A 22,463-nucleotide genomic window follows, 5' to 3' on the forward strand; every position below is an offset into this window, starting at 1 on the left:
TTGCCGGGACCAAGCTGATGATCATCCGCCGACAACGAGGTCGGCACGATAGAAGGAGATGCAAGAATGGCGAGAGACAATCTGGCTCGGGCGTTGCCGGTCGACGACAGCGGCAGCCACATCGCCCTGGCCGCGACCGAAGAGGTGCTGATCCACGTTCGCTTCTTCCCGAACTCGGACATCAACTCGATCGGCGAGAAGCCCGCCAGCCTGACCGCCAATGAATGGTATGAGCGCCTGCTCGACATGGCGCGTCCGCATTATCAGACCTTCGCCGGCGGCCGCGGCTTCTTCCGCATCCCCCGCCCCTGTTTCGAGGCGATCCTCAAGGGCATTGCCTGACGTCGGCTTTCGGGCTGGGTGTGGCAGTGAGCGTCCTCTCTGCCCTGCCCCTGTCGACCGCGGTGCGCCGGGTGCGCCGCGGTCGCTGGCGTTTTGACCGTCCGGTGTTTTGATCGCTGGGTCTTTGGAGGACAGCATTGAGCGATGCGGCTTTCACCGAACTGAAGCGGGCGTTCAGCTCGCTGCTGGCAGCGTGCAGGGCATCGCAGAACTGCGCTGAGACGCTCGCCGACCGCGCTTTCGATCTGTTCGAAGCCAATATCGACGCCCAGACGGCGCATCTGCCCGCCCTCGCCTGCGCCAAGGGCTGCCCCTCCTGTTGCGCATTGCGCGTGACCGCGACGGCACCGGAGATCTTCCTGCTCGCGCGCTATGTCCGGCAGATCGACCAGCGCATGCCGGCTAAGGCGCTCGGCTCGCTGTCGCGCCGGATCAAGCTCGCCAACCGCGCGACGCACGGATTGAGCGACACCGCGCGGATGAAGTTGCGTCAGCCCTGCCCATTCCTCGTACGCGGCGGCTGCATCGTCCATCCCGCGCGTCCGCTCGCCTGCCGCGGGCATGCCTCGTTCGACCGGCGCGCCTGCGCACAGGCCATGGCCGGCCGCGAGGTCGACGTGCCGGTCTCGGCACCACACCTCGCGCTGCGCGCGCTGGTGCAGGATTCGCTCAGGGCGGCGCTCGTCGCTGCGGGGCTCGCCTCTGGCCTGTATGAGCTCAACCAGGGTCTCGTTCTGGCGCTCGACGACCCCGAGCGCGAGCGCGCTTGGCGGGACGGGCAAGACAGCCTCGCGCCGGCGCGGATCGAGGCGTCGACGGCAGCGCAGGCCGATGCGGTGCTCTGGAGTCGCGCGGCAGCCGGCGACGCTTCGATCCGGGGCGAGGTGTAGCGACAGGGCTCGGTCGCGCGGCTGTTAAGGCCGGCTGTTAAGGCTTGAGGATCGAGGCCCCGGTCGTGGCGCGGCTTTCGAGGTCGGCATGCGCCCGACCCGCATCCTTCAGCGCATAGGCGTGATTGATCGGCACGTGCAGCTTGCCGCTGATCACCGCCGAGAACAGCGTATCGGCGCCCTCCAGCAGTTCGGACCGCTTGCCGATATAGTCGTTGAGCTTCGGCCGGGTCGCGAACAGAGAGCCATGACTGTTGAGTTCGGCGATCGAGAACGGCGGCACCGGACCCGAGGCGTTGCCAAAGCTGACGAACAGGCCGCGCTGCTTCAGGCAGGACAACGAGCCGGGGAAGGTCGACTTGCCGACGCCGTCATAGACCACGTCGCACAACTCGCCGCGGCTGATCTGCTTGACCCGCGCGACGAAGTCCTCCTCGTTGTAGAGGATGACGTGGTCGCAGCCATTGGCCAGCGCGAGATCCGCCTTCGCCTTGGAGCCGACGGTGCCGATGACGTGCGCGCCGAGCGCGCGCGCCCACTGGCAGGCCAGCAGGCCGATGCCGCCGGCGGCGGCGTGGATCAGCACGCGATGGTGCGGCTCGACCTTGAAGGTCTTGTGCAGCAGATACCAGACCGTCAGCCCCTTGAGCATCAGCACCGCGCCCTGCTCATAGGTGATATGGTCGGGCAGCTTGACCAGGCGCTGCCAGGCGATGTTGCGCTCGGTGGCATAGCCGCCGAGGTTCTCATAATACGCGACGCGGTCGCCGGGATGGAAATGCGTGACGCCGGGCCCCACGGCGATCACCTCGCCTGCCGCCTCGTTACCGGCGATGAACGGCAGGCCGGGCGCCTTGTACAGACCGGTGCGATAATACACGTCGATGAAATTCAGGCCGATCGCGTGCTGGCGGATGCGGACCTCGCCGGGGCCGGGCGCGGCGAGATCGACCGGCTCATAGACCAGCGCCTCGGGGCCTCCCACCTTGTGCACGCGCACCGCCTTGACCATCCCGCCATCTCCCCTTCGGACTCTCCATCGCCGCGTCCGGGAATCCGGCGAAAGAACCTTCGACACTTACCTGATTCCCATCGGACATCCGGCTCCGTTGAAGGAGCCGACCTCCGGCCGCGCACCCGGCGCTGCCGGCGGCAAAAGCGAAGGCGATCACGGCGGCCTTGTCAACTCGGCACCGGTCAGGCGTTGCGCTTCCTGCGGTTGCGCGACGCCATCACGTTGAAGGCCTCGACCGCCAGCGCAAAGACGATCGCGAAGTAGATGTAGCCGCGCGGGATGTGGAACTTGAAGCCGTCGGCGACCAGCGCGACGCCGATCAGCACCAGGAAGGCGAGCGCCAGCATCTTGGTGGTCGGATGGTTCGCCACGAAACGCGCCACCGGTCCCGAGGACACGTACATGATGACCATGGCGATGATGACGGCGGCGATCATGATCTCGAGATCCTGGGCCATGCCGATCGCGGTAATGATCGAGTCCAGCGAGAACACGAGATCGATGACGATGATCTGCAGGATCACCCAGAAGAACTTGTTGGCGCCGCCGCCCTGCGACCCCTCCTCCTCCTCGCGCGCCTCGACCTCGGCATGGATCTCGTGCGTGGCCTTGGCGATCAGGAACAGGCCGCCGGCGATCAGGATGATGTCGCGCCAGGAGAAGCCCACGCCGCCGATCGTGAACACCGGCTGCGTCAGCCCGATCAGCCAGACCAGCACGCTGAGCAGCAGGATGCGGAAGATCAGGGCCAAAGCCAGCCCGATCTGGCGCGCGCGTGTCGCCTGCGGCTGCGGGATGCGCGAGGTGATCACCGACAGGAAGATGACGTTGTCGATGCCGAGAACGATCTCGAGGGCGGTCAGGGTGAGCAGCGCGGCCCACGCTTCGGGACTGGTCAGAAGGTCGATCATGCTTTCAAGGATCTCAACACGCGGATCGCGGCGTCGCTCGCGACGATGTAGAGGGCGATCGCGCACAACAGCGTCGTCACGATCGGGCCCACGGCGAAGTTGTTGCCCAGGACGTCGATGACCAGGACGCCCCAGAGCGCGACCAGCGGCAGCGTCAGCCAGCGCAGCCGTTCGACGCGCACCGGGTGGATGACATGGAATGGGACGAAGGTCAGCGCGATCAGGACCGCGAGACCGAGGGTCGCCAACGATGGCGAGGGATGCAGCAGGAACAGATAGAATGCCGCAATGTTCCAGAGTCCCGGAAATCCGCGAAAATGATTGTCGTTACTCTTCATGCGGCGATCGGCGAAATACAGCGCGCCGGTGACGGCGATGCCGACGCCGATGACCGGCGCGGCGAGCGGCAGCAGCATGCCGCTGGCGGTGATGGCGTAGGCCGGCACGAACACATAGGTCGTGAAATCCACCACCAGATCGAGCACGTCGCCCGACCAGTCCGGCTGCACATGGACGACGTCGAGCCGGCGCGCCAGAGGCCCGTCGATGCCGTCGATGACGAGCGCGGCGCCGAGCCACCAGAACATCGCAGTCCAATGCTCGCGCACGGCCTCGAGCATCGCCAGCAGCGCGACGCCCGCACCGAGCGCTGTGAAGACGTGCACCGAGAACGCCGCGACGCGATGCGCCGGCGTTGCGGCGACCCTGCTCTCTGGTCTCAACTGATCCATGCGGCGCCAGTGCTATCAGGAATCGGAGCCGATTGCATATCCGCCGTTGCGGCGATGCGCCGCGCAGGCTCACGCAATACCCTTGAAAAAGCCCTGCCGGAACGTCAAATGTTCCCGGATGAGCAACACAGACGCCAGCTTTGATGTCATCGTCGTCGGCGGCGGACCCGCCGGGCTCGCCGCCGCCATTGCCCTATCGCAGACCGGGGCGCGGACGGCGCTCGTGGCCCGCCAGGCGCCGTATGCCGACAACCGCACCACCGCCCTGCTCGGCGGCTCGGTCGACTTTCTCGACGAGATCGGCGTCTGGTCGGCGTGCCGTGACCGCGCCGCCGGTCTCAAGGCGATGCGGCTTGTCGACGATACCGGCCGGCTGATCCGAGCGCCGGAGGTCCGCTTCGTCGCCGACGAGATCGGTCTCGAAATGTTCGGCTACAACATCGCCAATGCCGTCCTGGTCGACGCGCTGGAACAACGCGCCGGCGAGATCGACGGCCTGGTGCGGATCGCCGAGGATGCGGACAGCGTGCGCAGCGATGCCGATGCGGTGACCGTCACCAGCGCATCGGGCCGCGTGCTGACAGCGCGGCTCGTGGTCGGCGCCGACGGCCGGCATTCACTGTGCCGCGAGGCCGCCGGCATCGGCGTGAGCCGGCGCACGCTGCAGCAGTCGGCGCTGACCTTCAACATCACCCATGCACGGCCGCATCACAACGTGTCGACGGAATTCCACACGCCGCAGGGACCCTGCGTGTTCGTGCCGCTGCCGGGCGACCGCTGCAGCGTTGTCTGGGTCGCGGCCCCGAAGGAGGCCGACCGGCTGTTCGCGCTCGACGACGACGCCCTGTCCGCCGCCGCCGAGCGGCAGTCGCACTCGATCTTCGGCCGGGTGCGCGTCGAGCCGGGCCGCCATGTGTTTCCGCTCGCGATCGAGCGGCCCTTGAGCTACGCGCAAAACCGGATCGCCCTGGTCGGCGAGGCCGCGCATGTGGTGCCGCCGATCGGTGCGCAGGGACTGAACCTCGGCCTGCGCGACGGCATCGACATCGCAGATGTCGTGCGCAAGGCCAATGCGGCCGGCGAGGATATCGGTGCGCCGCAGGTGCTCGCGCGCTATGGTGCGGCGCGCCGCGCCGATATCCTGAGCCGCACCTTCGCCATCGACGTCGCCAACCGCTCGCTGCTCAGCGATCTTCTGCCGATGCAGTCGCTGCGCGCCGTCGGCATGCACCTCATGAGCGGCATCGGTCCGCTGCGACGGCTCGCGATGCGCGAGGGCCTGGCGCCGTCATGGAGAGCCACGCGCAGGGCCGGTTGAGCACCGTCAGGGAAACGCCAGCCGGCCAGTCTGGATCAGCCACATCACGCTGGTCAGGGTGATCACCGAGGCGAAGGTGCCGATCAGCACCGCCGATGAGGCCGGCTCGATCCAGCTGTCATGCTGACGCGCGATCACGAACACATTGAGCGCCGGCGGCAGCGCCGCCATCAGCACCGCGGTCGCCGCCCAGGGCTGCGCGAACGGCCCGAACAGCAGCATCAGCCCGAACGACAGCAGCGGGTGAACGACGAGCTTCACCACGGCCAGGACCGGCACCTCCCAGGGCAGCCGCTCGAACGGGCGCAGCGCCACGGTCACGCCGAGCGCGAACAGCGCCGTCGGCGCAGCGGCGTTCTGCAGGAACTGCAGGGTGCGGTCGAGAACGGTCGGCGGATGCAACTGGAACGCGGCCGCCAGGATGCCGCCGGCGGTGGCCATGATCAGCGGGTTCTGCAGGATCTGGCGCAGCACGGTGCGCATCGCGTGCACCACCGAGGCATGATCGCGCTCGGTCAGCTCGACGAGCAGCGGCACGATCGAGAACAGGAAGATGCTGTCGCAGCAGAAGATCAGCGCGGTCGGCGCCGCCGCCTTGGTCCCGAGCACGGCCAGCGCCAGCCCAGGCCCCATATAGCCGATATTGCCGTAGCCACCCGCGAGCCCGGCCATGGTCGCCTCGCGGAGCGACAGCCGCCCGATGGCCTTGCCGAGCACGAGCGCCAGGGCGAAGGTGAGCATGGTGGCGAGCGTCGTTGCAACCAGGAAGGGAGGGTTGCTCAGCTCGGTGAACGGCGTCCGCGCGATGAGGTTGAACATCAAGGCGGGCAGCGAGACGTAGAGCAGGAAGAAGTTCATCCAGGCGAGCCCGGCTTCGGGCAGCCTCCTCCACTTACCGCAGGCGAAGCCTATGAAAACGACGCCGAAATAAGGCAGGGCCAGATTGAGAATGTCGAACATGGGCTCGGAAGATGGCCCCCTGAGGGAGCCTGGGAAGGGCCTGGAATGCGGGGGCGTCGCGGCTTGACGCGACTCGGATTGGTCTAGATTAAATCCGCCCGCGGGGCACTAGCATCGCTCCCCGTCCTGGTCTATTCGACTGGGATGATCAAAGCACGAACTGCCAAGTTTCAGATCGGCCAGATCGTCCGGCATCGGGTGTTCTCGTTCCGGGGCGTGATTTTCGACATCGATCCGGAGTTCAACAACACCGAGGAATGGTGGCTGTCGATTCCCGAGGAGGTCCGTCCGCATAAGGACCAGCCATTCTATCACCTGCTGGCCGAGAACGCGGAATCCGAATACGTCGCCTATGTTTCCGAGCAGAACCTGGTTCCCGACGAGTCCGGCGAGCCGATCCGCCATTCCCAGGTTGCGGAGATCTTCATCAAGGACAAATCGGGCGGCTATCGTCCGCGCAATCCGCTGATGAACTGACCTGCTCGACCAGAGAGCTTCGCCTGAGCGCCGTCGGCGCAAGCCCCTCATCGTTCGGTCCCGGCTCGCAAGTTCCCCCTCGCATCAGCTCGCAGAATGAAAAAGGCGCCCCGAATGGAGCGCCTTTTGATGATGCGGGACGGGCCCGGCCAGCGTTACTGCTTCGCCTGCGGCTGGCCTGGCTGGGTCTGCTCGAGCTTCTTGCGCTGCTCCTCGGCGCGCTTCTGCAGCTCTTCCTGCAGCTTCTTCTGGGTCTCTTCGAACTGCTTCGGGTCGGTCGGCGGACCATCATAGGCCTTGGCGAAGCTGCTGTTGCCTTCCTGCAGCGGCAGCGGCAGCGTCAGCGCGGTGCCGTTCGAGTTGATCGCCTGGACGTAGAGGGTCTGGCCCTTCTTGAGGCTGTTCACGAATTCGGGCGTCGCTTCGTAGTCCGACATGCAGCCGTTCTGGAAGCAGATGACGTACTTTCCTTCCATGAACTGGTTGTTGTCGATGACGATGCGGGTTCCGGGCTGGAGCTGCATGCCGAGCGGCAAGGTCACACGCAGGATCTTCTTCGGCTCGCCTTCGGGCTCGATGATGACGGCTGCAACCACAGGCTGACCGGATTCGATGCGGCCGTCCTTGCCGATGAAGCAGACCTGCTTGGCGTTGGCATCCTGCCCCTTCAGGCAGAACTTGGTCCACGGCGCGTAGATCAGCTGCGGCATCTCCTGCTGAGCCTGGGCCTGAGGCTGGCCGCCGGCGGGAGGAATGGCAGGGGCCTGGGCCGCCGGCGCGGGAGCCTTGGGAGCGGCAGCCGGAGCCTTCGCCTTCGGCGCTTGAGCCTGCGCAACCGAAGGAGCGAAGGAAACGGCCAGCGCGGTGACCGCGAGCAGCGCGACAAGCCGCCCACGCGGCCCAACCGACGAGGCCAAGTCACGGAAATTCATTGCGGAAAACCCTTTCTGAACGGCAGCGCCCGAGACCGCCAAAGGCGCCACACCAAGCCGTTGAAGCGGCTGTCTCCTCAGGAAATGAGGCGGTTAAGTGACAGGCGTTGCCGCCCTAACTCAATCGCCCGCCTTCTTAACGCGGTACGCGGAAGAATCAATGCCGCGAGACCATGTCGAAGCCGCGGTCTAGCGCTGGCGAGCCTGTGGTAAAAGCCCCTTGTGACCTGTTCCGAATCAAATGCTTGCGCCCCGATCCTGATGCTGCAGCGCATGTTCAGCGCGGCCGCGGGATGGGTCGCCGTGGTCCTGGCATTGTTGCCCGCGGTCTACACCCCCACGGCGAACGCGGCAGAGACTGCGGCGATCGCCATGCACGGTCTCCCGGCCTTGCCGGCCGACTTCGACCACATGCCCTATGCGAATCCCGACGCGCCCAAGGGCGGCCGTCTGGTCTGGGGACTGCTCGGCACCTTCGATAGCCTGAATCCGTTCATCGTCCGCGGCCTCGCGGTGCAGCAAATCCGCAGCTATGTGGTCGAGAGCCTGCTCACCCGCGGCAACGACGAGCCGTTCACGCTGTATGGCCTGCTCGCGAAATCCGTCGAGACCGACGAGAACAGGACCCATGTCACCTTCCGGCTCGACCCGCGTGCCCGCTTCTCCGACGGCAGCCCCGTGCTCGCCGAGGACGTGGCGTTCTCCTTTGCGCTGCTGCGCGATCACGGCCGCCCCAACCACCGGCAGTTCTACGGCAAGGTGGCCAGGGCCGACGTGCTCGACCCGCTGACCATCCGGTTCGATTTCGGTGGAACGGAAGACCGCGAGCTGCCGCTGATCCTCGGCCTGATGCCGATTCTGGCGAAGCACGCGACGGACGTGCCGAGCTTCGAGGACACGACGATGAGCGCGCCGCTCGGGTCAGGCCCATATCGGGTCACCGCGGTGCAGCCGGGATCCAGTGTCACCCTCACCCGCAATCCGGACTATTGGGGACGCGACCTGCCGGTCAACCGCGGATTGTGGAACTTCGACGAGGTCAGGCTCGACTACTACCGCGAGTCCAACGGACAGTTCGAAGCCTTCAAGCGCGGGCTGTACGACTTCCGCGTCGAGACCGAGCCGCTGCGCTGGCACGACGGCTATGACTTCCCGGCCGCACGCAATGGCGAGGTCATCCGCGACAGCTTCACCTCGGGGATGCCGCAGCCCTCGCAGTTCCTGGTGTTCAACACGCGGCGGCCGGTGTTCGCCGACGTGAAGGTGCGCCGTGCGCTGACGTTGCTGTTCGATTTCGAATGGATCAACCGCAACTACTTCTTCGGGCTGTACCGCCGCAGCGGCGGCTATTTCGCCGGCTCGGAGCTGTCCGCCTATGGACGTCCGGCCGACGCGACCGAGCTTGAGCTGTTGAAGCCCTACGCCACGCAGATCCCCGCCGACATCATGGACGGCAGCTACCGGTTGCCGATCACCGACGGATCCGGCCGCGACCGCGCAACGCTGAAGGCGGCGCTCGATCTGCTTAACGAGGCCGGATATGGCCTCGACGGGACGGTATTGCGGCATCGGACCACGCGGGCCCCCCTCGCCTTCGAGATCCTGGTCACGACGCGCGATCAGGAGCGCATCGCACTGGCTTACGCCGGCAGTCTCAAGCGGGCCGGCATCAATGCCTCGATCAGGGTGGTCGATCCCGTGCAGTTCGACCAGCGCCGCCTGAGCTTCGAGTTCGACATGATCCAGAACCGCTGGGACCAGTCGCTGTCCCCCGGCAACGAGCAGGCGTTCTACTGGGGCAGCGAGGCCGCCGACCGCACCGGAACCCGCAACTACATGGGGGCCAGGGACCCGGCGATCGACGCCATGATCGCGGCGCTGTTGCGCGCCCGCGACAGGCCGGAATTTATCTCGACGGTTCGCGCATTGGACCGTACTCTTATGGCGGGGTTCTACGCTATTCCAGTGCTCAATGCCGCCGAGGAATGGATCGCGCGGTGGAATCGTATAGAACGGCCAAAGAGGACGGCTTTGACGGGAGCGCTCCCGGAGAGCTGGTGGCAGCGGCCGGAGCCGGCACGGAAGTGACCAATCGGGGCAATTGGTCGTGGCCGGGTCCGTGAAAGTACGGGGCAACAGGTGAATCAGGCCAATACGTCGCCGACGCTCGACGCGTTGTTTCAACGCATCCTGGCGCGCAAGCCGGATGCGGTCGCGCTGGTCGATCCCATCAACAAGCAGCGCGTCACCGGGCGGCCGCCGATGCGCCTGACCTATGCCGAAGCCGATCGCGTGATCTCGGCGCTGGCGGCGCATTTCATCGACGCCGGCCTGCCCGCCCATTCGGTGATCGCGGTCCAGCTGCCCAACACGATCGAGTTCGTGCTGACGGTGTTGGCCGCGCATCGCGCCGGCCTCGTCGTCGCCGTGTTCCCACTGCTGTGGCGTCAGTCGGAGCTCGTGGCGGCGCTGAACCGCACCAGCGCGCGCGCCATCGTCACGATGTCGAAGATCGACGGCGTGATTCACTCCGATCTCGCGATGAATGCGGCGGCGGAGGCGTTCTCGATCCGCCACGTCTGCGGCTTCGGCTCCGACCTGCCCGAGGGGATGTATTCGCTCGACCAGTCGATCGCGAAGCCTTCGCGCTCGACGCGTGGGCTGATGCCGGACGGCCGCAAGGCCGCGATCGTCTCGTTCGACGTGACCGCCGACGGCTTCCGCGCCGTCCCGCGCACCCATTTGAGCCTGATCGCCGGGGGGCTCGCCGTCTCGCTCGAGAGCGATCTGCCGCAGGGCGTGAACATGATGTCGGCCTTCCTGCCGTCGTCATTCGCCGGCCTTGCCGCTTCGGTCGTGACATGGCTGTTGTCCGGCGGCACCCTTGCGCTGCATCACCCGTTCGACGCCGACGTGCTGGAACAGCAGCTCGCGGAGCTCGCCTGCGATACGCTGATCGCGCCGGCCCAACTCGCCTTGCGTCTCGACGAGGGCGACCTCGCCTCGCGGCTGCCGAACCTGCGTTACGTGCTCGGCATGTGGCGCGCGCCCGAGCAGGTGGCGTCGAGCGCATCTTGGAAGACGCGCGACATCGAGATGACCGACGTCTATCTGTTCGGCGAAGCCGGACTGTTCGCCGTTCGCCGCACCGCGGCCAATGGCAGTCCCGGGCCGGTCAAACCAGGCCGCCAGGGCGCGCCGCGCGAACAGCCGGGCTCATCGATCGCCGGCGAGATCCTGGTGACGCCGAAGGGCACGCTCGGGCTGCGGGGGCCGATGGTCGTGCTCGCCGCCTACGCTCCTCCGCCGCCGCCGAGCGACTCGCTGATGCCGGCAGCGCCGCGCGACTACGTCGACACCGAGTATGCCGTGCGCCTCGACCGTGCCCAGGACACGATCTCGATCACGGCGCCGCCGGCCGGCGTGATGGCCGTTGGCGGCTACCGCTTCCTTGCGCAGGACCTGCACGAATGGTCGCGGCGGCTCGGCCAGGGCGCGCTGCTGACCGCTCTGCCCGACCGTCTCAGCGGTCACCGCCTCGCGGGCCGCGCGATGGACAATGCGCGCGCGCGGGAAGCGCTCGCTGAGCTCGGGCTCAATCCGCTGATGGTCGAGGCCTTCCGCGACCGTGCCAGTTCGGGCGGCTGAAGCTGCCGTCCGTGCGAATGCGGAGCGCGCGTGTTTGGAACAGTGTTGACGCCGCGTTAACGGGAGCGACCTAGGATCGCGACAGTATCGTCAGCGTATCCTGAGTTCCCTGGATGTCCCCACAAGGCCCGCTTCTCATCGTCTCCTCGTCCACGCGGCCTTCGCTGAGTGCGGCCCTCGCGGTGGCGCAAATTCTCCCCTCCGTCGAGACGCGCTGGGCTGATGCGATCAGCACGATGTCCCGGGTTCAGCCGGCCGCGGTCGTCGCCGTCGTCGAGGATGCTGATGCAACCGAGCTGGCGGCGGTCTCGCGTCATGTCGGTGCGCGCAAGCCCTACGTGCCGCTGATCGCCATCGCGCCCGGTGGCGCTGTCCTGCCCGACCACGCCATTCCCTTGCATGGCAGCGACAATCACGAGCGGCTGCTGGCGCGGCTGCGCGCGGCGCTGCGTGTCCGCACGCTGCACACCACCGTGCTGCGCCGTCTCGATGAGAAGAAGGCACCCGACGCCACCCTGCCGGAAACAGATCCGCTGGATGACGCGACCGTGCTGCTGCTCGGCCGCGGCAGCTCCCTGCCCGGCCTGTCGGTCGCGCTCGGCGAACGCATGGCGGTCGTCGGCGCGCTGAGCATCGAAGCCGCCGCCAAGCATCTGTCGAGCCGCGACATCGACGGCATCGTGCTCGGCGAAGGGTTTTCGCCGCGCGTGGTCGACGCGTTCCTCGCGGTGCTCGCCGAGGACACCCGCTTCCGCAACCTTGCCGTTGTCGTCACTGCCAACCAGCCGGCGCCGCTGCAGGAACTCGCCAATCTCGAGATCATCGCCGGCGCTCCCGCGCACATCGCGGCCAGCGCGCTGCCGTTGATCCGCCTGCACGCCTTCGAAGCCCGCCTCAACCGCACGCTGCGCGCCATCGAAGCCGGCGGCATGCTCGATCCGCAGACCGGCCTGCTCACCCGCAACGCCTTCGCGCGCGACTTCGCCACCGCGGTCAGCCAGACGCAGAAGAGCGGCGGCAGCCTCGCGGTAGCTCGGTTCGCCTTCGACCCTGTCAACCCGCGCGCGCAATATGACGGCGCCCGCATCATCAGCCGCCTGATGCGGCGGATGGATTTCGGCACCCACGAGGACAACGGCTCCGTCGTGGTCGTCTTCGCCGAGACCGACCTCCGCTCCGCCCATGCCATCGCCCGCCGCCTCTCCAGCGTGATGCGCCACACCTCGCACGGCAAGCGCGACACCCGCACCGAGCCGTCGATCACCGTCGCCGCGCTGCAGCCGACTGACACCGCGCGCACCCTGCTGGCCCGGGTCTATGGCGAGGCGCAGCGCGCGGCGTCGTAATAAACTACATGTTTTGCGTCATCACTGCGCTGGTTCGAACCAAGAGTCGTGCTGCGTAGGGTGGGCAAAGGGGCATGCACGGTCTCGCTACATGCGATCTATTAGATGGCGCCGTGCCCACCGTCTCACCGCTTAGTATGCCGGCCGACGGTGGGCACGCTGCCGCCTGACGGCGGCCGCTTTGCCCACCCTACGAGATCTCGTGTTCCACGCCGGACGTTCGTTCCTTCGGCCACGATCTCATCCAAACACGTGCATGTTGAGATCGCGTATTTGCCCCACTCGTGTGGTGCGATCCAAGCTCGACTCGGGGGCATCTCAGCAAGCGGAGCATGCGTCATGCACAACCGGAAATCACGCGACGAGACTGACTGGGTCAGCGTCGTCGCGATCGTCTCGGTCTTCCTGATCGCCAGCCTTGCCTTGCACTTCGGCTGGCAGCTTCGCTGATGTAGAGCCAGCGGCTGCCCTACGCCGCCTTCTTCTTCTCCGCGAGCTCGGCCAGCTCCTTGAGGATATCCGTCGTCCCCGCCAGCCGCTCCTCCGGGGTCTCCCAGACCTGCAGGAACACGACCTTCATGTCGGGCCGCACCTTGGCGGCCTGGCCGTGGCGCTTGATGAAGGACACCAGGCGGTCGGGATAGGCAAAACTGTTGTCGCGGAAGGCGATGACGGCGCCCTTCGGACCGGCATCCACCTTCTCGACATTGGCCCGGCGGCAGTAGTTCTTGATCGCGGCGACCTTGAACAGATAGCGCGTCTCGTCCGGCAGCTTGCCGAAGCGGTCGCGCAGCTCGGCGGCAAAGTTGTCGATCTCGTCGTCGGTCTCGAGATCGGCGAGCCTTCGGTACAGCGACAGCCGCACCGAGAGGTCGGAGACGTAGTCCTCGGGGATCAGTACGGGCATGCCGATGGTGATCTGCGGCGACCAGCGGTCGACGGTCGGCTCGGTGATCCCCGCCTTGAGGTTCTCGATCGCCTCCTCCAGCATCGACTGATAGAGCTCGAAGCCGACCTCCCTGATGTGGCCGGACTGCTCGTCGCCCAGGAGATTGCCGGCGCCGCGGATGTCGAGGTCGTGGCTGGCGAGCTGGAAGCCGGCGCCCAGCGTCTCCAGCGACTGCAACACTCCCAGGCGCTTCTCGGCTTGCGGGCTGATCTTGTGCGTCGACGGCAGGGTGAACAGCGCATAGGCGCGCAGCTTGGAGCGGCCGACGCGGCCGCGCAACTGATAGAGCTGGGCAAGGCCGAACATGTCGGCGCGGTGCACGATCAGGGTGTTGGCGCGGGGAATGTCGAGGCCGGATTCGACGATCGTGGTCGACAAGAGGATGTCGAACTTGCCGTCGTAGAACGCCGACATGATGTCCTCGATCACGGTCGGCGCCATCTGGCCGTGGGCGACCGCGACCTTCATCTCCGGCACGGTCTTGTCGAGGAACTCCTTGACCTCGGCCAGATCGTCGATGCGCGGTACCACGTAGAACGCCTGGCCGCCTCGATAGCGCTCGCGTAAGAGCGCCTCGCGGATCATCACCGGATCATGCGGCGCCACGAAGGTGCGCACGGCCAGCCGATCGACCGGTGGCGAGGCGATGATCGACAGCTCGCGCACGCCGGTGAGTGCGAGCTGCAGGGTGCGCGGGATCGGCGTCGCCGACAGCGTCAGCACATGCACCTCGGCGCGCAGCTGCTTCAACCGCTCCTTGTGGCCGACGCCGAAATGCTGCTCCTCGTCGACGATGACGAGGCCGAGGTCGCGGAACTTGATCGACTTGCCGAGCAGCGCATGGGTGCCGACGACGATGTCGACCGAGCCGTCGGCGAGCCCCTTCTTGACCTGGTTGAGCTCCTTGGTCGAGACGAGCCGCGACGCCTGCGCGACATTGACCGGAAAGCCCTTGAAGCGCTCGGTGAAGGTTTTCGCGTGCTGGCGCGCCAGCAGCGTGGTTGGCACCACCACGGCGACCTGCTTGCCGTCGAGCGCGACCGCGAACGCCGCGCGCAGCGCCACCTCGGTCTTGCCGAAACCGACGTCGCCGCAGACCAGCCGATCCATCGGCCGTCCGGCTTCGAGATCGCCGAGCGTCGCCTGGATCGCGGCGAGCTGGTCCTCGGTTTCGTCATAGGGGAAGCGGGCGCAGAACTCGTCGTAGAGGCCGGCCTGCACCGGCAGCTTCGGCGCCTCGTGCAGCATGCGCTCGGCGGCGATCTTGATCAGCTCGCCCGCCATCTCGCGGATGCGGTTCTTCAGCTTGGCCTTGCGGGTCTGCCAGCCGGAACCGCCGAGCTTGTCGAGCTCGACATTGGTCTGGTCGGAGCCGTAGCGCGACAACAGCTCGATGTTCTCGACCGGCAGATACAGCTTGGTCTCGCCCGCATAGCGCAGCTCGAGACAGTCATGCGGCGCGCCGGCGACTTCGAGCGTCTGCAGGCCGACGAAACGGCCGATGCCGTGATCGACATGGACAACGATGTCGCCGACCGCGAGGCTCGTCACCTCGGAGATGAAGTTGTCGAGCTTGCGGCTCGCCTTGCGCGGCCGCACCAGGCGGTCGCCGAGAATGTCCTGCTCGGAGATGACCGCGATCTGATCGGTCTCGAAGCCGGTCTCGAGGCCGAGCACCGCGAGCATGGTCTCGTTGCGCGGCGTCGCCTGCACCATGCGCCAGGTGTTGACGCTGGTGACGTGGATCAGCTTGTGATCCTTCAACATGCTGGCCATGCGGTCGCGCGAGCCTTCGCTCCACAGCGCGATGACCACCTTCTTGCGTACCGACTGCAGCGCCTGCACATGCGCCACCACGGCCTCGAACACGTTGACCGCGGCGTCGTTGCGCTCCGGCGCGAAGTTGCGGCCCTGCCGTGCGCCGATGTCGACGACGTTTGCCGCTTCGGGCAAGGCGAAGGGCGTGATCCGCGCCAGCGGCACGGTGGCGATCCGTTCGGCCCATTCGGACGACGTCAGATACAGGCGGTCGACCGTCAGCGGCTTGTAGATCGCGCCGCCGCCGGGATGCTCCATGGCCTCGCGACGCGCGTCGTAATAATCGATGATCTGCTTGAAGCGCTCGCGCGCGGCGTCCTCGCCCTGCGGCTCGATCACGACCGGCGTGTTCGGCAGGTAGTCGAACAGCGTCTCCATCTTGTCGTGGAACAGCGGCAGCCAGTGCTCCATGCCGGGATAGCGCCGGCCCTCGCTGACGGCCTCGTACAGCGCATCGTCGCGCTCGGGCGCGCCGAACTCGGCGACATAGCCCATGCGGAAGCGGCGGATGGTGTCGGTGACCAGTTGGAATTCGGAGACGGGCACCAGATCGAGCGAGCGCATGTCGAGCAGGGTTCGCTGCGTCTCGGCGTCGAAGGTGCGGATCGATTCCAGGCTGTCGCCGAAGAAGTCGAAGCGCACCGGCTGGTCGAGGCCCGCCGGGAACAGGTCGAGGATGCCGCCGCGCACGGCATATTCGCCGCTCTCGCGCACGGTCGACGAGCGGTGGTAGCCGTTGTGCTCCAACCAGGCGACGACAGAGTCCATCGGCACGACATGGCCGGGCGCGACCGACAGTGCCTGCCCGGCCATGGTGTCGCGCGACGGCACGCGCTGGACGATGGCATTCACGGTGGTCAGCACGATCAGCGGCTTGTCGCTGCCGGCGAGGCGCGACAGCCGCGCCAATGTCGTGACGCGCTGGGCCAGGATGCCGCCATGCGGCGAGACGCGGTCATAGGGCTGGCAGTCCCAGGCGGGGAACTGCATGACAGGAAGATCGGGCGCGAAGAAGTCGAGCGCCCGCGCCAGCTGCTGCATGCGTGCGCCGTCGCGGCAGACCACGGCGAGGCTCACCGCCGGCGGCTTCGGCTTGGCGGCAATGGCACGCGCGAGGTCGGAGACGACGAGGCCTTCGGCGCCCTCGGCGACGTTGGCGAGCGTCAGCGCGCGCCCCGGCGCGAGATGCTCGGCAGGCGACTTGACCGGGCTCTTCATCAGTCGGCGTCCACCGCGCGGAACGCCTTGATGCGAGCGAACAGCGCCGGGGTCTGCTCCGGCGGCAGCGGCCGGGCGCCGGTGACCGCGGCATAAAAGTCCGGGTCGGGGACTTCGAGCAGTTGCTCGAGCTCGGCCAGCTCGCTCTCGCTGAGGCTGCCGATCTCGGCGTCGGCAAAGCGGCCGAGGATCAGATCCATCTCGCGGGTGCCGCGATGCCAGCAGCGGAACAGGAGCCGCTTGCGGCGGTCGTCAAGGCCTTGGCTCGATCGGGTCGTTCCAGTCATCGCGACATCCTGCAGTACAACGCCAAAAGCCCGGACGGTGCCGGGCGCGGTTGATATAGCGGTGCGCGGCGCCCCTGTCAGCCCTCGGGACTGCAGAACCGGCATGCCCGGCACCCGAAAACTGAGAAAAAGACGTGGACGTCTCGGCATTCGCGGCTATTCCGGCTCCCAAACGGCTTTAAGTGTTCGCTCCATGCGCCCCAGCATCCTCAATCCCCTGTTTGCGCCGGTCACCGCCCTCTCCGGGGTCGGGCCGAAGCAGGACAAGCTGCTGCGCTACCTGCTCGGCTGCAGCGAGACGCCGCGGCTGGTCGACCTGCTGCTGCATCTGCCGGCCAGCGTGATCGACCGCCGTAACCGGCCGAAGGTCCGCGACGTCGAGGTCGGCACGATCGTGACGCTGGAGGTCACGGTCGACCGCCACCGTCCCTCGCGCAACGCGCGCGCGCCATACCTCGTTTACGCCAGCGACGAGACCGGCGACGTCGTGCTGACGTTCTTCCGCCCCAAGGGCGACTACATCGAGAAGATCCTGCCGGTCGGCGCCAAGCGCTACGTCTCCGGCACGGTGCAGATGTACGACGGCGTGCCGCAGATCGTGCATCCCGACCGCATCCTCGATGAGGCGGGGTTTGCAAAACTGTCAGGAATCGACCCGGTCTATCCGCTGACCGAAGGCCTCGCGCTGGGCTCGCTGCGGCGGGCGATCGCCGCCGCGCTGACCAAGCTGCCGGACCTGCCGGAATGGATCAGCCCGGAGGTGCTCAGCCGCTGCAACTTCCCGTCCTTGAGGGAGGCGCTGACGCGGGTGCACGTCCCGCAGGAATTGACCGACATCCTGCCGGAGAACCCGTTCTGGTCGCGCCTCGCCTTCGACGAGCTGCTCGCCGGGCAATTGGCGCTGGCGCTGGTGCGGGCGCAGCTGCGCCGGCCCGCCGGCAACCGCCATGCCGGCGACGGCCGCCTGCGCCGCAGGATCATCGACGCCCTGCCTTATGCGCTGACGAACTCGCAGGCCGAGGCGATGGCCGCGATTGCCGCCGATCTCGAAAAGCCGGTGCGGATGCTGCGGCTGCTGCAGGGCGACGTCGGCTCCGGCAAGACGGTGGTGGCGCTGCTGGCCGCAGCCGCCGTCGCCGAGGCCGGCAAGCAGGCGGCGCTGATGGCGCCGACCGAGATCCTGGCGCGCCAGCATGCCAAGACCATCGCCCCGCTCGCCGCGCGCGCCGGCATGAACGTGGTCATCCTCACCGGACGCGAGAAGGGCAAGGAGCGCCGCGACATCCTCGCCCGGCTCGAAGCCGGCGAGATCGACATCCTCATCGGCACCCACGCGCTGATCCAGGACGACGTGGTCTTCCAGTCGCTGGCGCTCGCCATCGTCGACGAGCAGCATCGCTTCGGCGTACGCGAGCGGCTGGCGCTGACCTCGAAGGGCGAGGCCGTCGACGTGCTCGTGCTGTCGGCGACGCCGATCCCGCGCACCCTGGTGCTGACCTATTTCGGCGACATGGACATTTCCGAGCTGCGCGAGAAGCCGGCCGGCCGCCAGCCGATCGACACCCGCGCGGTGGCCGATACCAGGCTCGGCGAGGTCATCGACGCCGTCGGCCGCGCGCTCGATGCCGGCAAGCTGGTGTACTGGATCTGCCCGCTGGTCGAGGAATCCGAGGCCGAGGGCATCGATCATCTCACCAACGCGACGGATCGCTTCGAGAGCCTGCGCGAGCGCTTCGGCGACAAGGTCGGCCTCGTCCACGGCAAGATGAAGGGCAGCGAGAAGGACGAGGTCATGGGCCGCTTCGCGGCGCATGAGCTGCGCCTGCTGGTCGCCACCACGGTGGTCGAGGTCGGCGTCGACGTGCCGGCCGCCAGCATCATGGTGATCGAGAATGCCGAGCGCTTCGGCCTCGCACAATTGCACCAGCTGCGCGGCCGCATCGGCCGCGGCTCCGAGGCCTCGACCTGCATCCTGCTCTATCACGAGCCGCTCGGGCCGATGTCGAAGGCGCGGCTCGCGGTGATCCGCGAGACCACCGACGGCTTCCGCATCGCCGAGGAGGATCTCAAGCTGCGCGGCGAAGGCGACGTGCTCGGCATCCGCCAGAGCGGCCTGCCCGGCTATCGCATCGCGCGGCCCGAGGTGCACGCCCAGTTGATCACCCAGGCGCGCGACGAGGCGCTGCGCATCCTGAAAGAGGATCCCAAGCTGAAGGGCCCGCGCAGCGACGCGCTGCGCTGCCTGCTCTACCTCTACGAGCGCGACGAAGCCATTCCGCTGCTGACGGCGGGGTGACTGCGCAGGGTGGGCAAAGGTGCGCCGGAGACGACGAGCGGGACAGAACTCTGTGCCGCGCCGCGCCCCACCGTACCGACACGCTGGCGCTGATGGTGGGCACGCGCCGCCTGCGGCGTCGCGCTTTGCCCACCCTACGTTTTCATGCCTGCGTCTTCGCCTTGCAGCTCTCGGCGAAGGCCACCAGTTGCGCCGCCTCTGCCCCCTCCCCCTGCACGTCCGCCGCGATGTGCTCGAACAGCCGCGCGAAACCTTCGTAGATCAGCGCCGCCGGATGATCCTCTCCCAGGAAGCCCGCGATCTCGCGCATTTCGGCAACCCAGCGATAGGCCTTCGGCAGCATGTCCGGCAGCGCATTGCCGAGCCGCGCCTGCACGTGCGGCTGGCTCAGAGCCAGCTCATCGCGCAGCGCGTCCGCTGCGCCGGCGCGGGTGGCGGCCAGCACCATCGCGGCGCCGAGCCCGGTCAGCCCCTTGTTGATGCCGGCATAGGACATCTTCAGCGCCGAAGCCGCGCCGATGGGTCCTTCGATCCGTCGCAGATCGAGCCCGAGTTGGCCCAGCACGGAGACATCGGCGGACGCCTCGCCGCTCACATAGAAGGCCGGTCCCTTCGTGCCGGGCTTCGGCGGCAGGCCGATGATGGCGGCATCCACCAGGCGCGCGCCCGACGACAGCACGATGTCCTCGATCGTCCGGATGGTCTCGACGTTGACGGCATTGCAGTCGACGATGATGGGCTTCCTCGAATTCCGGTTGATGACCGTCGCGAGCTGCTCCGCCAGCGCCACGGCCTCGCCCGGCGGCACGATCGACAGGATGATGTCCGCATTGGCGATCTCGGCATCGCTGGCGCCGATCATGCCGGATGCGGCCGCTCTCGCCCGCGTCGCCGCGCTGCGCCCCTCGAGCGACGTCAGGACGTTGCAGCCGTGCTCCACGAGACGAGCAGCGATCGCGCCGCCCATTGCGCCCGGTGCGATGACGGCAATGCTGGGGGGCATGAGGACGGCTCCGGTTCCAACGATGGTCTCGAAGACTATGCGCACCCCGTGACAAAATTGAAGGCACGAAAACGAAGGGCAGCCCTTCCGGGCTGCCCTCGCCTTGGCCGCAACTTCAACGCTCCCCTCAGAGCCCCCGAGAACGCTGGCCGCCGCGGCAGACCTCAGAACGCGATCTTCAATCCTCCGCTGCCGAAGAAATCGTCGCCACCCGTGCGTCCGATGGTGCGCGACACGGTCGCCGTCAGCGCCACATTGCTCCAGAACGGCGCCACGACGCCGGCGCTCACCCGGCCGTAGACGTCGTGCGAGGTGCCGTTCGGAACGGTCCAGTTGTTGACGATGACGGGCGCCGACGTCGCGCTGTACTGAATCAGGCGGCCGTTGCCGATGATGTCGTCATCGAGCGTCAGGTTCAGGTACGGATTGATGACGTTGCCCTGCACCTGGAACGGGGTGCGCAGCTGCACGCCGACGCTGCCGATCAGGGTCTCGGCGGTCTGCGAGCCGACCGCGAGCGTGAGCGCAGGATCGCCGGTCTCGGTGAAGCCGTCGACACGGGCGCGGGCATAGGTCAGCCCGCCGATCGGGCCGAGCTTTGCCGTGCCGGCATCGAACAGGTAACCGGCCTTGCCGGCCGCGACGAAGGTCGTGCCGCCGGGATTGGAGGTGATGGTGTCGACGACGCCCGGCCGCGTGTTGCGATAGTCCTGATGGCCGATCGTCGCGAGCGCTTCCGCAAACAGGTTGCTGCTGGCCCAGGCGCCGTAGAGGCCGAACTGATAGGAGTTGGCATCGGTGGTGCCGGCGCTGTTGAACAGCCTCGCCTTCGGGTTGGAGTAGTCGAAGGCGGTGCCGATCATGGCGTTCGCCGACAGCCGGTACTCGACGCCAATCGTGCCGCCGATGCTGTCGAGATTGAAGCCGTTCGAGGCGGCGCTGCCCTGGCGGTCGCTGACGCCGCCATTGCCCTGCATGTAGAACGACCATGGACTGACCGGCGCGAGCGGCGGCGCCTTGGTGTAGGACGGGCGGCCCATTGCCCCATAGGCGTTCATCGTCGATGGAGCAAAGCCCGCGGTCTCGCGGAACATGTCGAGCTTGCCGAACAGGGTCGAGGCGAAGCCCATCGCCGTGATCGACCCCACCTCGCCTTGCGGCGCGAAGGTCAGCGGCGCGTTGAGGCGGTTGACGATGTATTGGCCAAGCACCTCGAAGCCGTGTGACGTCAGGTGCACGCCATCGACATAGAACAGGTATTGGTTCTGCAGCGCAGGATTGCCGATGCAGGCGATCGGACAGGCGCCGACATTGGTGAAGCCATAGCGCGACGGATTGGCCTGGATCAGCGTCCCCACCAGTCCGGTGTCGACATACTCGACACGTACGCCCGAACGCGCGACGCCGGCGAGCGACTGCTGCATCAGGCTGTTGTAGGTCGTGCTGTAGGCCTTGCCGGCTGGCGCATTGGCGTTGCCGACGGCCTCCGGCAAGGTGCTGACATCGCCGGCCGTGAACACGATGCTGCGCGCGCCGTCCCCGACCAGCGCGTTGATGCCGGCCATGGCCTGCTGAGCCGTGACGGCCGCGGCCGTCGGCGCTCCAGCGAGCGAGCCACCGGCGCGGTAGTACGCCCGCGCATCGTTGCCGCCGACCGAGATCTCGACCAGGTCGGTCGACGAGATCCTGCCGGAGAAGCCCGTCAATCCGCTCCATTCCTGAAAGAAGCCGGGAATGCCGGGCGCCACCACGTTGGTGTTGCCGGCCATGGCGCCGCCGATCGCGTAGTTGAGCTGGGGAATGCCGAGCAGCGCCGAGGTCGTGTCGACGAAATTGGTGCCGCCGCTGAAGCGGCCGGTGGGATAGAGCGGCAGCTTGCCGGCCCCGCCGGTGAAAGTCCAGAGATTGCCCGTATCGGCGTAGCTGTCGCCAAATGCCTGAATGCGCGTATAGGTGGTCTGGGCTGCCGCCGGCCCGGTCAGTTGCAGCGACGCTACGGACAGCGCGACCGCGCACAACAACGTCGTTCTACTCACAGGCCTCATACGCGCTTCCCCTACGCCCTACTTTTGTTTGCCCGATGTTTCCATGGTGACCATTCGAAACACCACCGCCCGCTGGTTGTAGGAACGACGACATCCGTGGCTGTGCCTTCCTCGCATCATCATGCAGTGCAAAGTGCCGCGATGCGCACGTTTGACCGCTGGGCGGACCGGACCGCCGCCGACCGTGCTCGCGAAGGCTGCTGACAGAATCTGGCAGGGAGCTCGGCTAGTCGTGTGGCTGACGCGCCGCAGCCGGCGCCGCCACCGGAGAAAAGAC

17 protein-coding genes are annotated in these 22,463 nt (G+C 67.2%); 8 read left to right on the top strand and 9 right to left on the bottom strand.

Annotation, left to right across the window (positions count from 1 at the left end; all coding sequences use genetic code 11):
- The first annotated feature begins 66 nt into the window (after positions 1-66).
- Positions 67-342: a hypothetical protein gene (locus ACQR1F_RS04745; RefSeq protein WP_315800015.1), complete on the top strand. Its 276-nt coding sequence runs from the start codon at positions 67-69 to the stop codon at positions 340-342.
- A 137-nt stretch (positions 343-479) separates the two neighbouring features.
- Entirely contained in the window at positions 480-1,232 is a 753-nt protein-coding gene (locus tag ACQR1F_RS04750; RefSeq protein ID WP_434912605.1) for a YkgJ family cysteine cluster protein, read from the top strand.
- Between the two features lie 37 nt (positions 1,233-1,269).
- Here ACQR1F_RS04750 and ACQR1F_RS04755 read toward each other — a convergent pair whose 3' ends face one another.
- From ACQR1F_RS04755 to pcsA, 3 genes are all read right to left on the bottom strand, one after another.
- A complete protein-coding gene (locus ACQR1F_RS04755; RefSeq protein ID WP_315800017.1) occupies positions 1,270-2,244 on the bottom strand; it encodes a quinone oxidoreductase family protein in 975 nt (324 codons plus the stop codon).
- A 185-nt stretch (positions 2,245-2,429) separates the two neighbouring features.
- Positions 2,430-3,158, bottom strand: coding sequence for a TerC family protein (locus ACQR1F_RS04760; RefSeq protein ID WP_315800018.1), 729 nt, complete (start codon positions 3,156-3,158; stop codon positions 2,430-2,432).
- A complete protein-coding gene (pcsA, locus tag ACQR1F_RS04765; RefSeq protein WP_434912606.1) occupies positions 3,155-3,889 on the bottom strand; it encodes a phosphatidylcholine synthase in 735 nt (244 codons plus the stop codon). The genes ACQR1F_RS04760 and pcsA overlap by 4 nt, the downstream gene beginning before the upstream one ends.
- Before the next feature lie 118 nt (positions 3,890-4,007).
- Here pcsA and ACQR1F_RS04770 point away from each other — a divergent pair, with 118 nt between their 5' ends.
- Positions 4,008-5,207, top strand: coding sequence for a UbiH/UbiF family hydroxylase (locus tag ACQR1F_RS04770; protein ID WP_315800020.1), 1,200 nt, complete (start codon positions 4,008-4,010; stop codon positions 5,205-5,207).
- Positions 5,208-5,213: 6 nt separating this feature from the next.
- Here the strand turns inward: ACQR1F_RS04770 and ACQR1F_RS04775 are convergent, their stop codons facing one another.
- Positions 5,214-6,167, bottom strand: a complete 954-nt coding sequence (locus ACQR1F_RS04775; protein WP_434898703.1) for an AEC family transporter — start codon at positions 6,165-6,167, stop codon at positions 5,214-5,216.
- A gap of 144 nt (positions 6,168-6,311) precedes the next feature.
- On the opposite strand from ACQR1F_RS04775, the gene hspQ reads away from it, so the two are divergent.
- Positions 6,312-6,644, top strand: coding sequence for a heat shock protein HspQ (hspQ, locus tag ACQR1F_RS04780; RefSeq protein ID WP_315711998.1), 333 nt, complete (start codon positions 6,312-6,314; stop codon positions 6,642-6,644).
- Between the two features lie 155 nt (positions 6,645-6,799).
- Here hspQ and ACQR1F_RS04785 read toward each other — a convergent pair whose 3' ends face one another.
- Positions 6,800-7,576, bottom strand: coding sequence for an invasion associated locus B family protein (locus ACQR1F_RS04785; protein ID WP_315800022.1), 777 nt, complete (start codon positions 7,574-7,576; stop codon positions 6,800-6,802).
- 261 nt (positions 7,577-7,837) lie between these two features.
- Between ACQR1F_RS04785 and ACQR1F_RS04790 the strand changes: the two genes are divergently transcribed.
- From ACQR1F_RS04790 to ACQR1F_RS04800, 3 genes are all read left to right on the top strand, one after another.
- Complete coding sequence (locus ACQR1F_RS04790) at positions 7,838-9,664, top strand: extracellular solute-binding protein (protein WP_434912607.1); 1,827 nt, start codon at positions 7,838-7,840, stop codon at positions 9,662-9,664.
- 51 nt (positions 9,665-9,715) lie between these two features.
- The gene (locus ACQR1F_RS04795) at positions 9,716-11,224 is read left to right on the top strand and encodes an AMP-binding protein (RefSeq protein ID WP_434912608.1); all 1,509 of its coding nucleotides are present in this window, start codon (positions 9,716-9,718) and stop codon (positions 11,222-11,224) included.
- Positions 11,225-11,337: 113 nt separating this feature from the next.
- Positions 11,338-12,570 carry a GGDEF domain-containing protein gene (locus ACQR1F_RS04800; RefSeq protein WP_315800025.1) on the top strand — a complete coding sequence of 411 codons (1,233 nt, stop codon included), beginning with the start codon at positions 11,338-11,340 and terminating at the stop codon, positions 12,568-12,570.
- A 469-nt stretch (positions 12,571-13,039) separates the two neighbouring features.
- Here the strand turns inward: ACQR1F_RS04800 and mfd are convergent, their stop codons facing one another.
- The gene (gene mfd, locus ACQR1F_RS04805; protein ID WP_434912609.1) at positions 13,040-16,555 is read right to left on the bottom strand and encodes a transcription-repair coupling factor; all 3,516 of its coding nucleotides are present in this window, start codon (positions 16,553-16,555) and stop codon (positions 13,040-13,042) included.
- On the bottom strand, positions 16,555-16,842 hold the full coding sequence (locus ACQR1F_RS04810) for a succinate dehydrogenase assembly factor 2 (protein WP_315800027.1): 288 nt from the start codon (positions 16,840-16,842) through the stop codon (positions 16,555-16,557). Before ACQR1F_RS04810 ends, mfd begins: the two co-directional genes overlap by 1 nt.
- Before the next feature lie 193 nt (positions 16,843-17,035).
- Here ACQR1F_RS04810 and recG point away from each other — a divergent pair, with 193 nt between their 5' ends.
- Positions 17,036-19,138 carry an ATP-dependent DNA helicase RecG gene (recG, locus tag ACQR1F_RS04815; RefSeq protein ID WP_434912610.1) on the top strand — a complete coding sequence of 701 codons (2,103 nt, stop codon included), beginning with the start codon at positions 17,036-17,038 and terminating at the stop codon, positions 19,136-19,138.
- 142 nt (positions 19,139-19,280) lie between these two features.
- Here the strand turns inward: recG and ACQR1F_RS04820 are convergent, their stop codons facing one another.
- Both ACQR1F_RS04820 and ACQR1F_RS04825 read right to left on the bottom strand, forming a co-directional pair.
- The gene (locus ACQR1F_RS04820) at positions 19,281-20,141 is read right to left on the bottom strand and encodes a DUF1932 domain-containing protein (protein ID WP_434848003.1); all 861 of its coding nucleotides are present in this window, start codon (positions 20,139-20,141) and stop codon (positions 19,281-19,283) included.
- A 164-nt stretch (positions 20,142-20,305) separates the two neighbouring features.
- The gene (locus tag ACQR1F_RS04825; protein WP_434912611.1) at positions 20,306-22,186 is read right to left on the bottom strand and encodes an autotransporter domain-containing protein; all 1,881 of its coding nucleotides are present in this window, start codon (positions 22,184-22,186) and stop codon (positions 20,306-20,308) included.
- Positions 22,187-22,463 lie beyond the last annotated feature (277 nt).

Source organism: Bradyrhizobium sp. HKCCYLS3013 (assembly GCF_051167615.1).
In the GTDB taxonomy this organism is placed as follows: domain Bacteria; phylum Pseudomonadota; class Alphaproteobacteria; order Rhizobiales; family Xanthobacteraceae; genus Bradyrhizobium.

Bases quoted from the DNA above. Each gene is read 5' to 3' on its own strand.
- ACQR1F_RS04745 (WP_315800015.1), top strand. From the start codon at position 67: ATGGCGAGAGACAATCTGGCTCGGGCGTTGCCGGTCGACGACAGCGGC.
- ACQR1F_RS04755 (WP_315800017.1), bottom strand. From the start codon at position 2,244: ATGGTCAAGGCGGTGCGCGTGCACAAGGTGGGAGGCCCCGAGGCGCTG.
- ACQR1F_RS04760 (WP_315800018.1), bottom strand. From the start codon at position 3,158: ATGATCGACCTTCTGACCAGTCCCGAAGCGTGGGCCGCGCTGCTCACC.
- pcsA (WP_434912606.1), bottom strand. From the start codon at position 3,889: ATGGATCAGTTGAGACCAGAGAGCAGGGTCGCCGCAACGCCGGCGCAT.
- ACQR1F_RS04770 (WP_315800020.1), top strand. From the start codon at position 4,008: ATGAGCAACACAGACGCCAGCTTTGATGTCATCGTCGTCGGCGGCGGA.
- ACQR1F_RS04775 (WP_434898703.1), bottom strand. From the start codon at position 6,167: ATGTTCGACATTCTCAATCTGGCCCTGCCTTATTTCGGCGTCGTTTTC.
- hspQ (WP_315711998.1), top strand. From the start codon at position 6,312: ATGATCAAAGCACGAACTGCCAAGTTTCAGATCGGCCAGATCGTCCGG.
- ACQR1F_RS04785 (WP_315800022.1), bottom strand. From the start codon at position 7,576: ATGAATTTCCGTGACTTGGCCTCGTCGGTTGGGCCGCGTGGGCGGCTT.
- ACQR1F_RS04790 (WP_434912607.1), top strand. From the start codon at position 7,838: ATGCTGCAGCGCATGTTCAGCGCGGCCGCGGGATGGGTCGCCGTGGTC.
- ACQR1F_RS04800 (WP_315800025.1), top strand. From the start codon at position 11,338: ATGTCCCCACAAGGCCCGCTTCTCATCGTCTCCTCGTCCACGCGGCCT.
- mfd (WP_434912609.1), bottom strand. From the start codon at position 16,555: ATGAAGAGCCCGGTCAAGTCGCCTGCCGAGCATCTCGCGCCGGGGCGC.
- ACQR1F_RS04810 (WP_315800027.1), bottom strand. From the start codon at position 16,842: ATGACTGGAACGACCCGATCGAGCCAAGGCCTTGACGACCGCCGCAAG.
- recG (WP_434912610.1), top strand. From the start codon at position 17,036: ATGCGCCCCAGCATCCTCAATCCCCTGTTTGCGCCGGTCACCGCCCTC.
- ACQR1F_RS04820 (WP_434848003.1), bottom strand. From the start codon at position 20,141: ATGCCCCCCAGCATTGCCGTCATCGCACCGGGCGCAATGGGCGGCGCG.
- ACQR1F_RS04825 (WP_434912611.1), bottom strand. From the start codon at position 22,186: ATGAGGCCTGTGAGTAGAACGACGTTGTTGTGCGCGGTCGCGCTGTCC.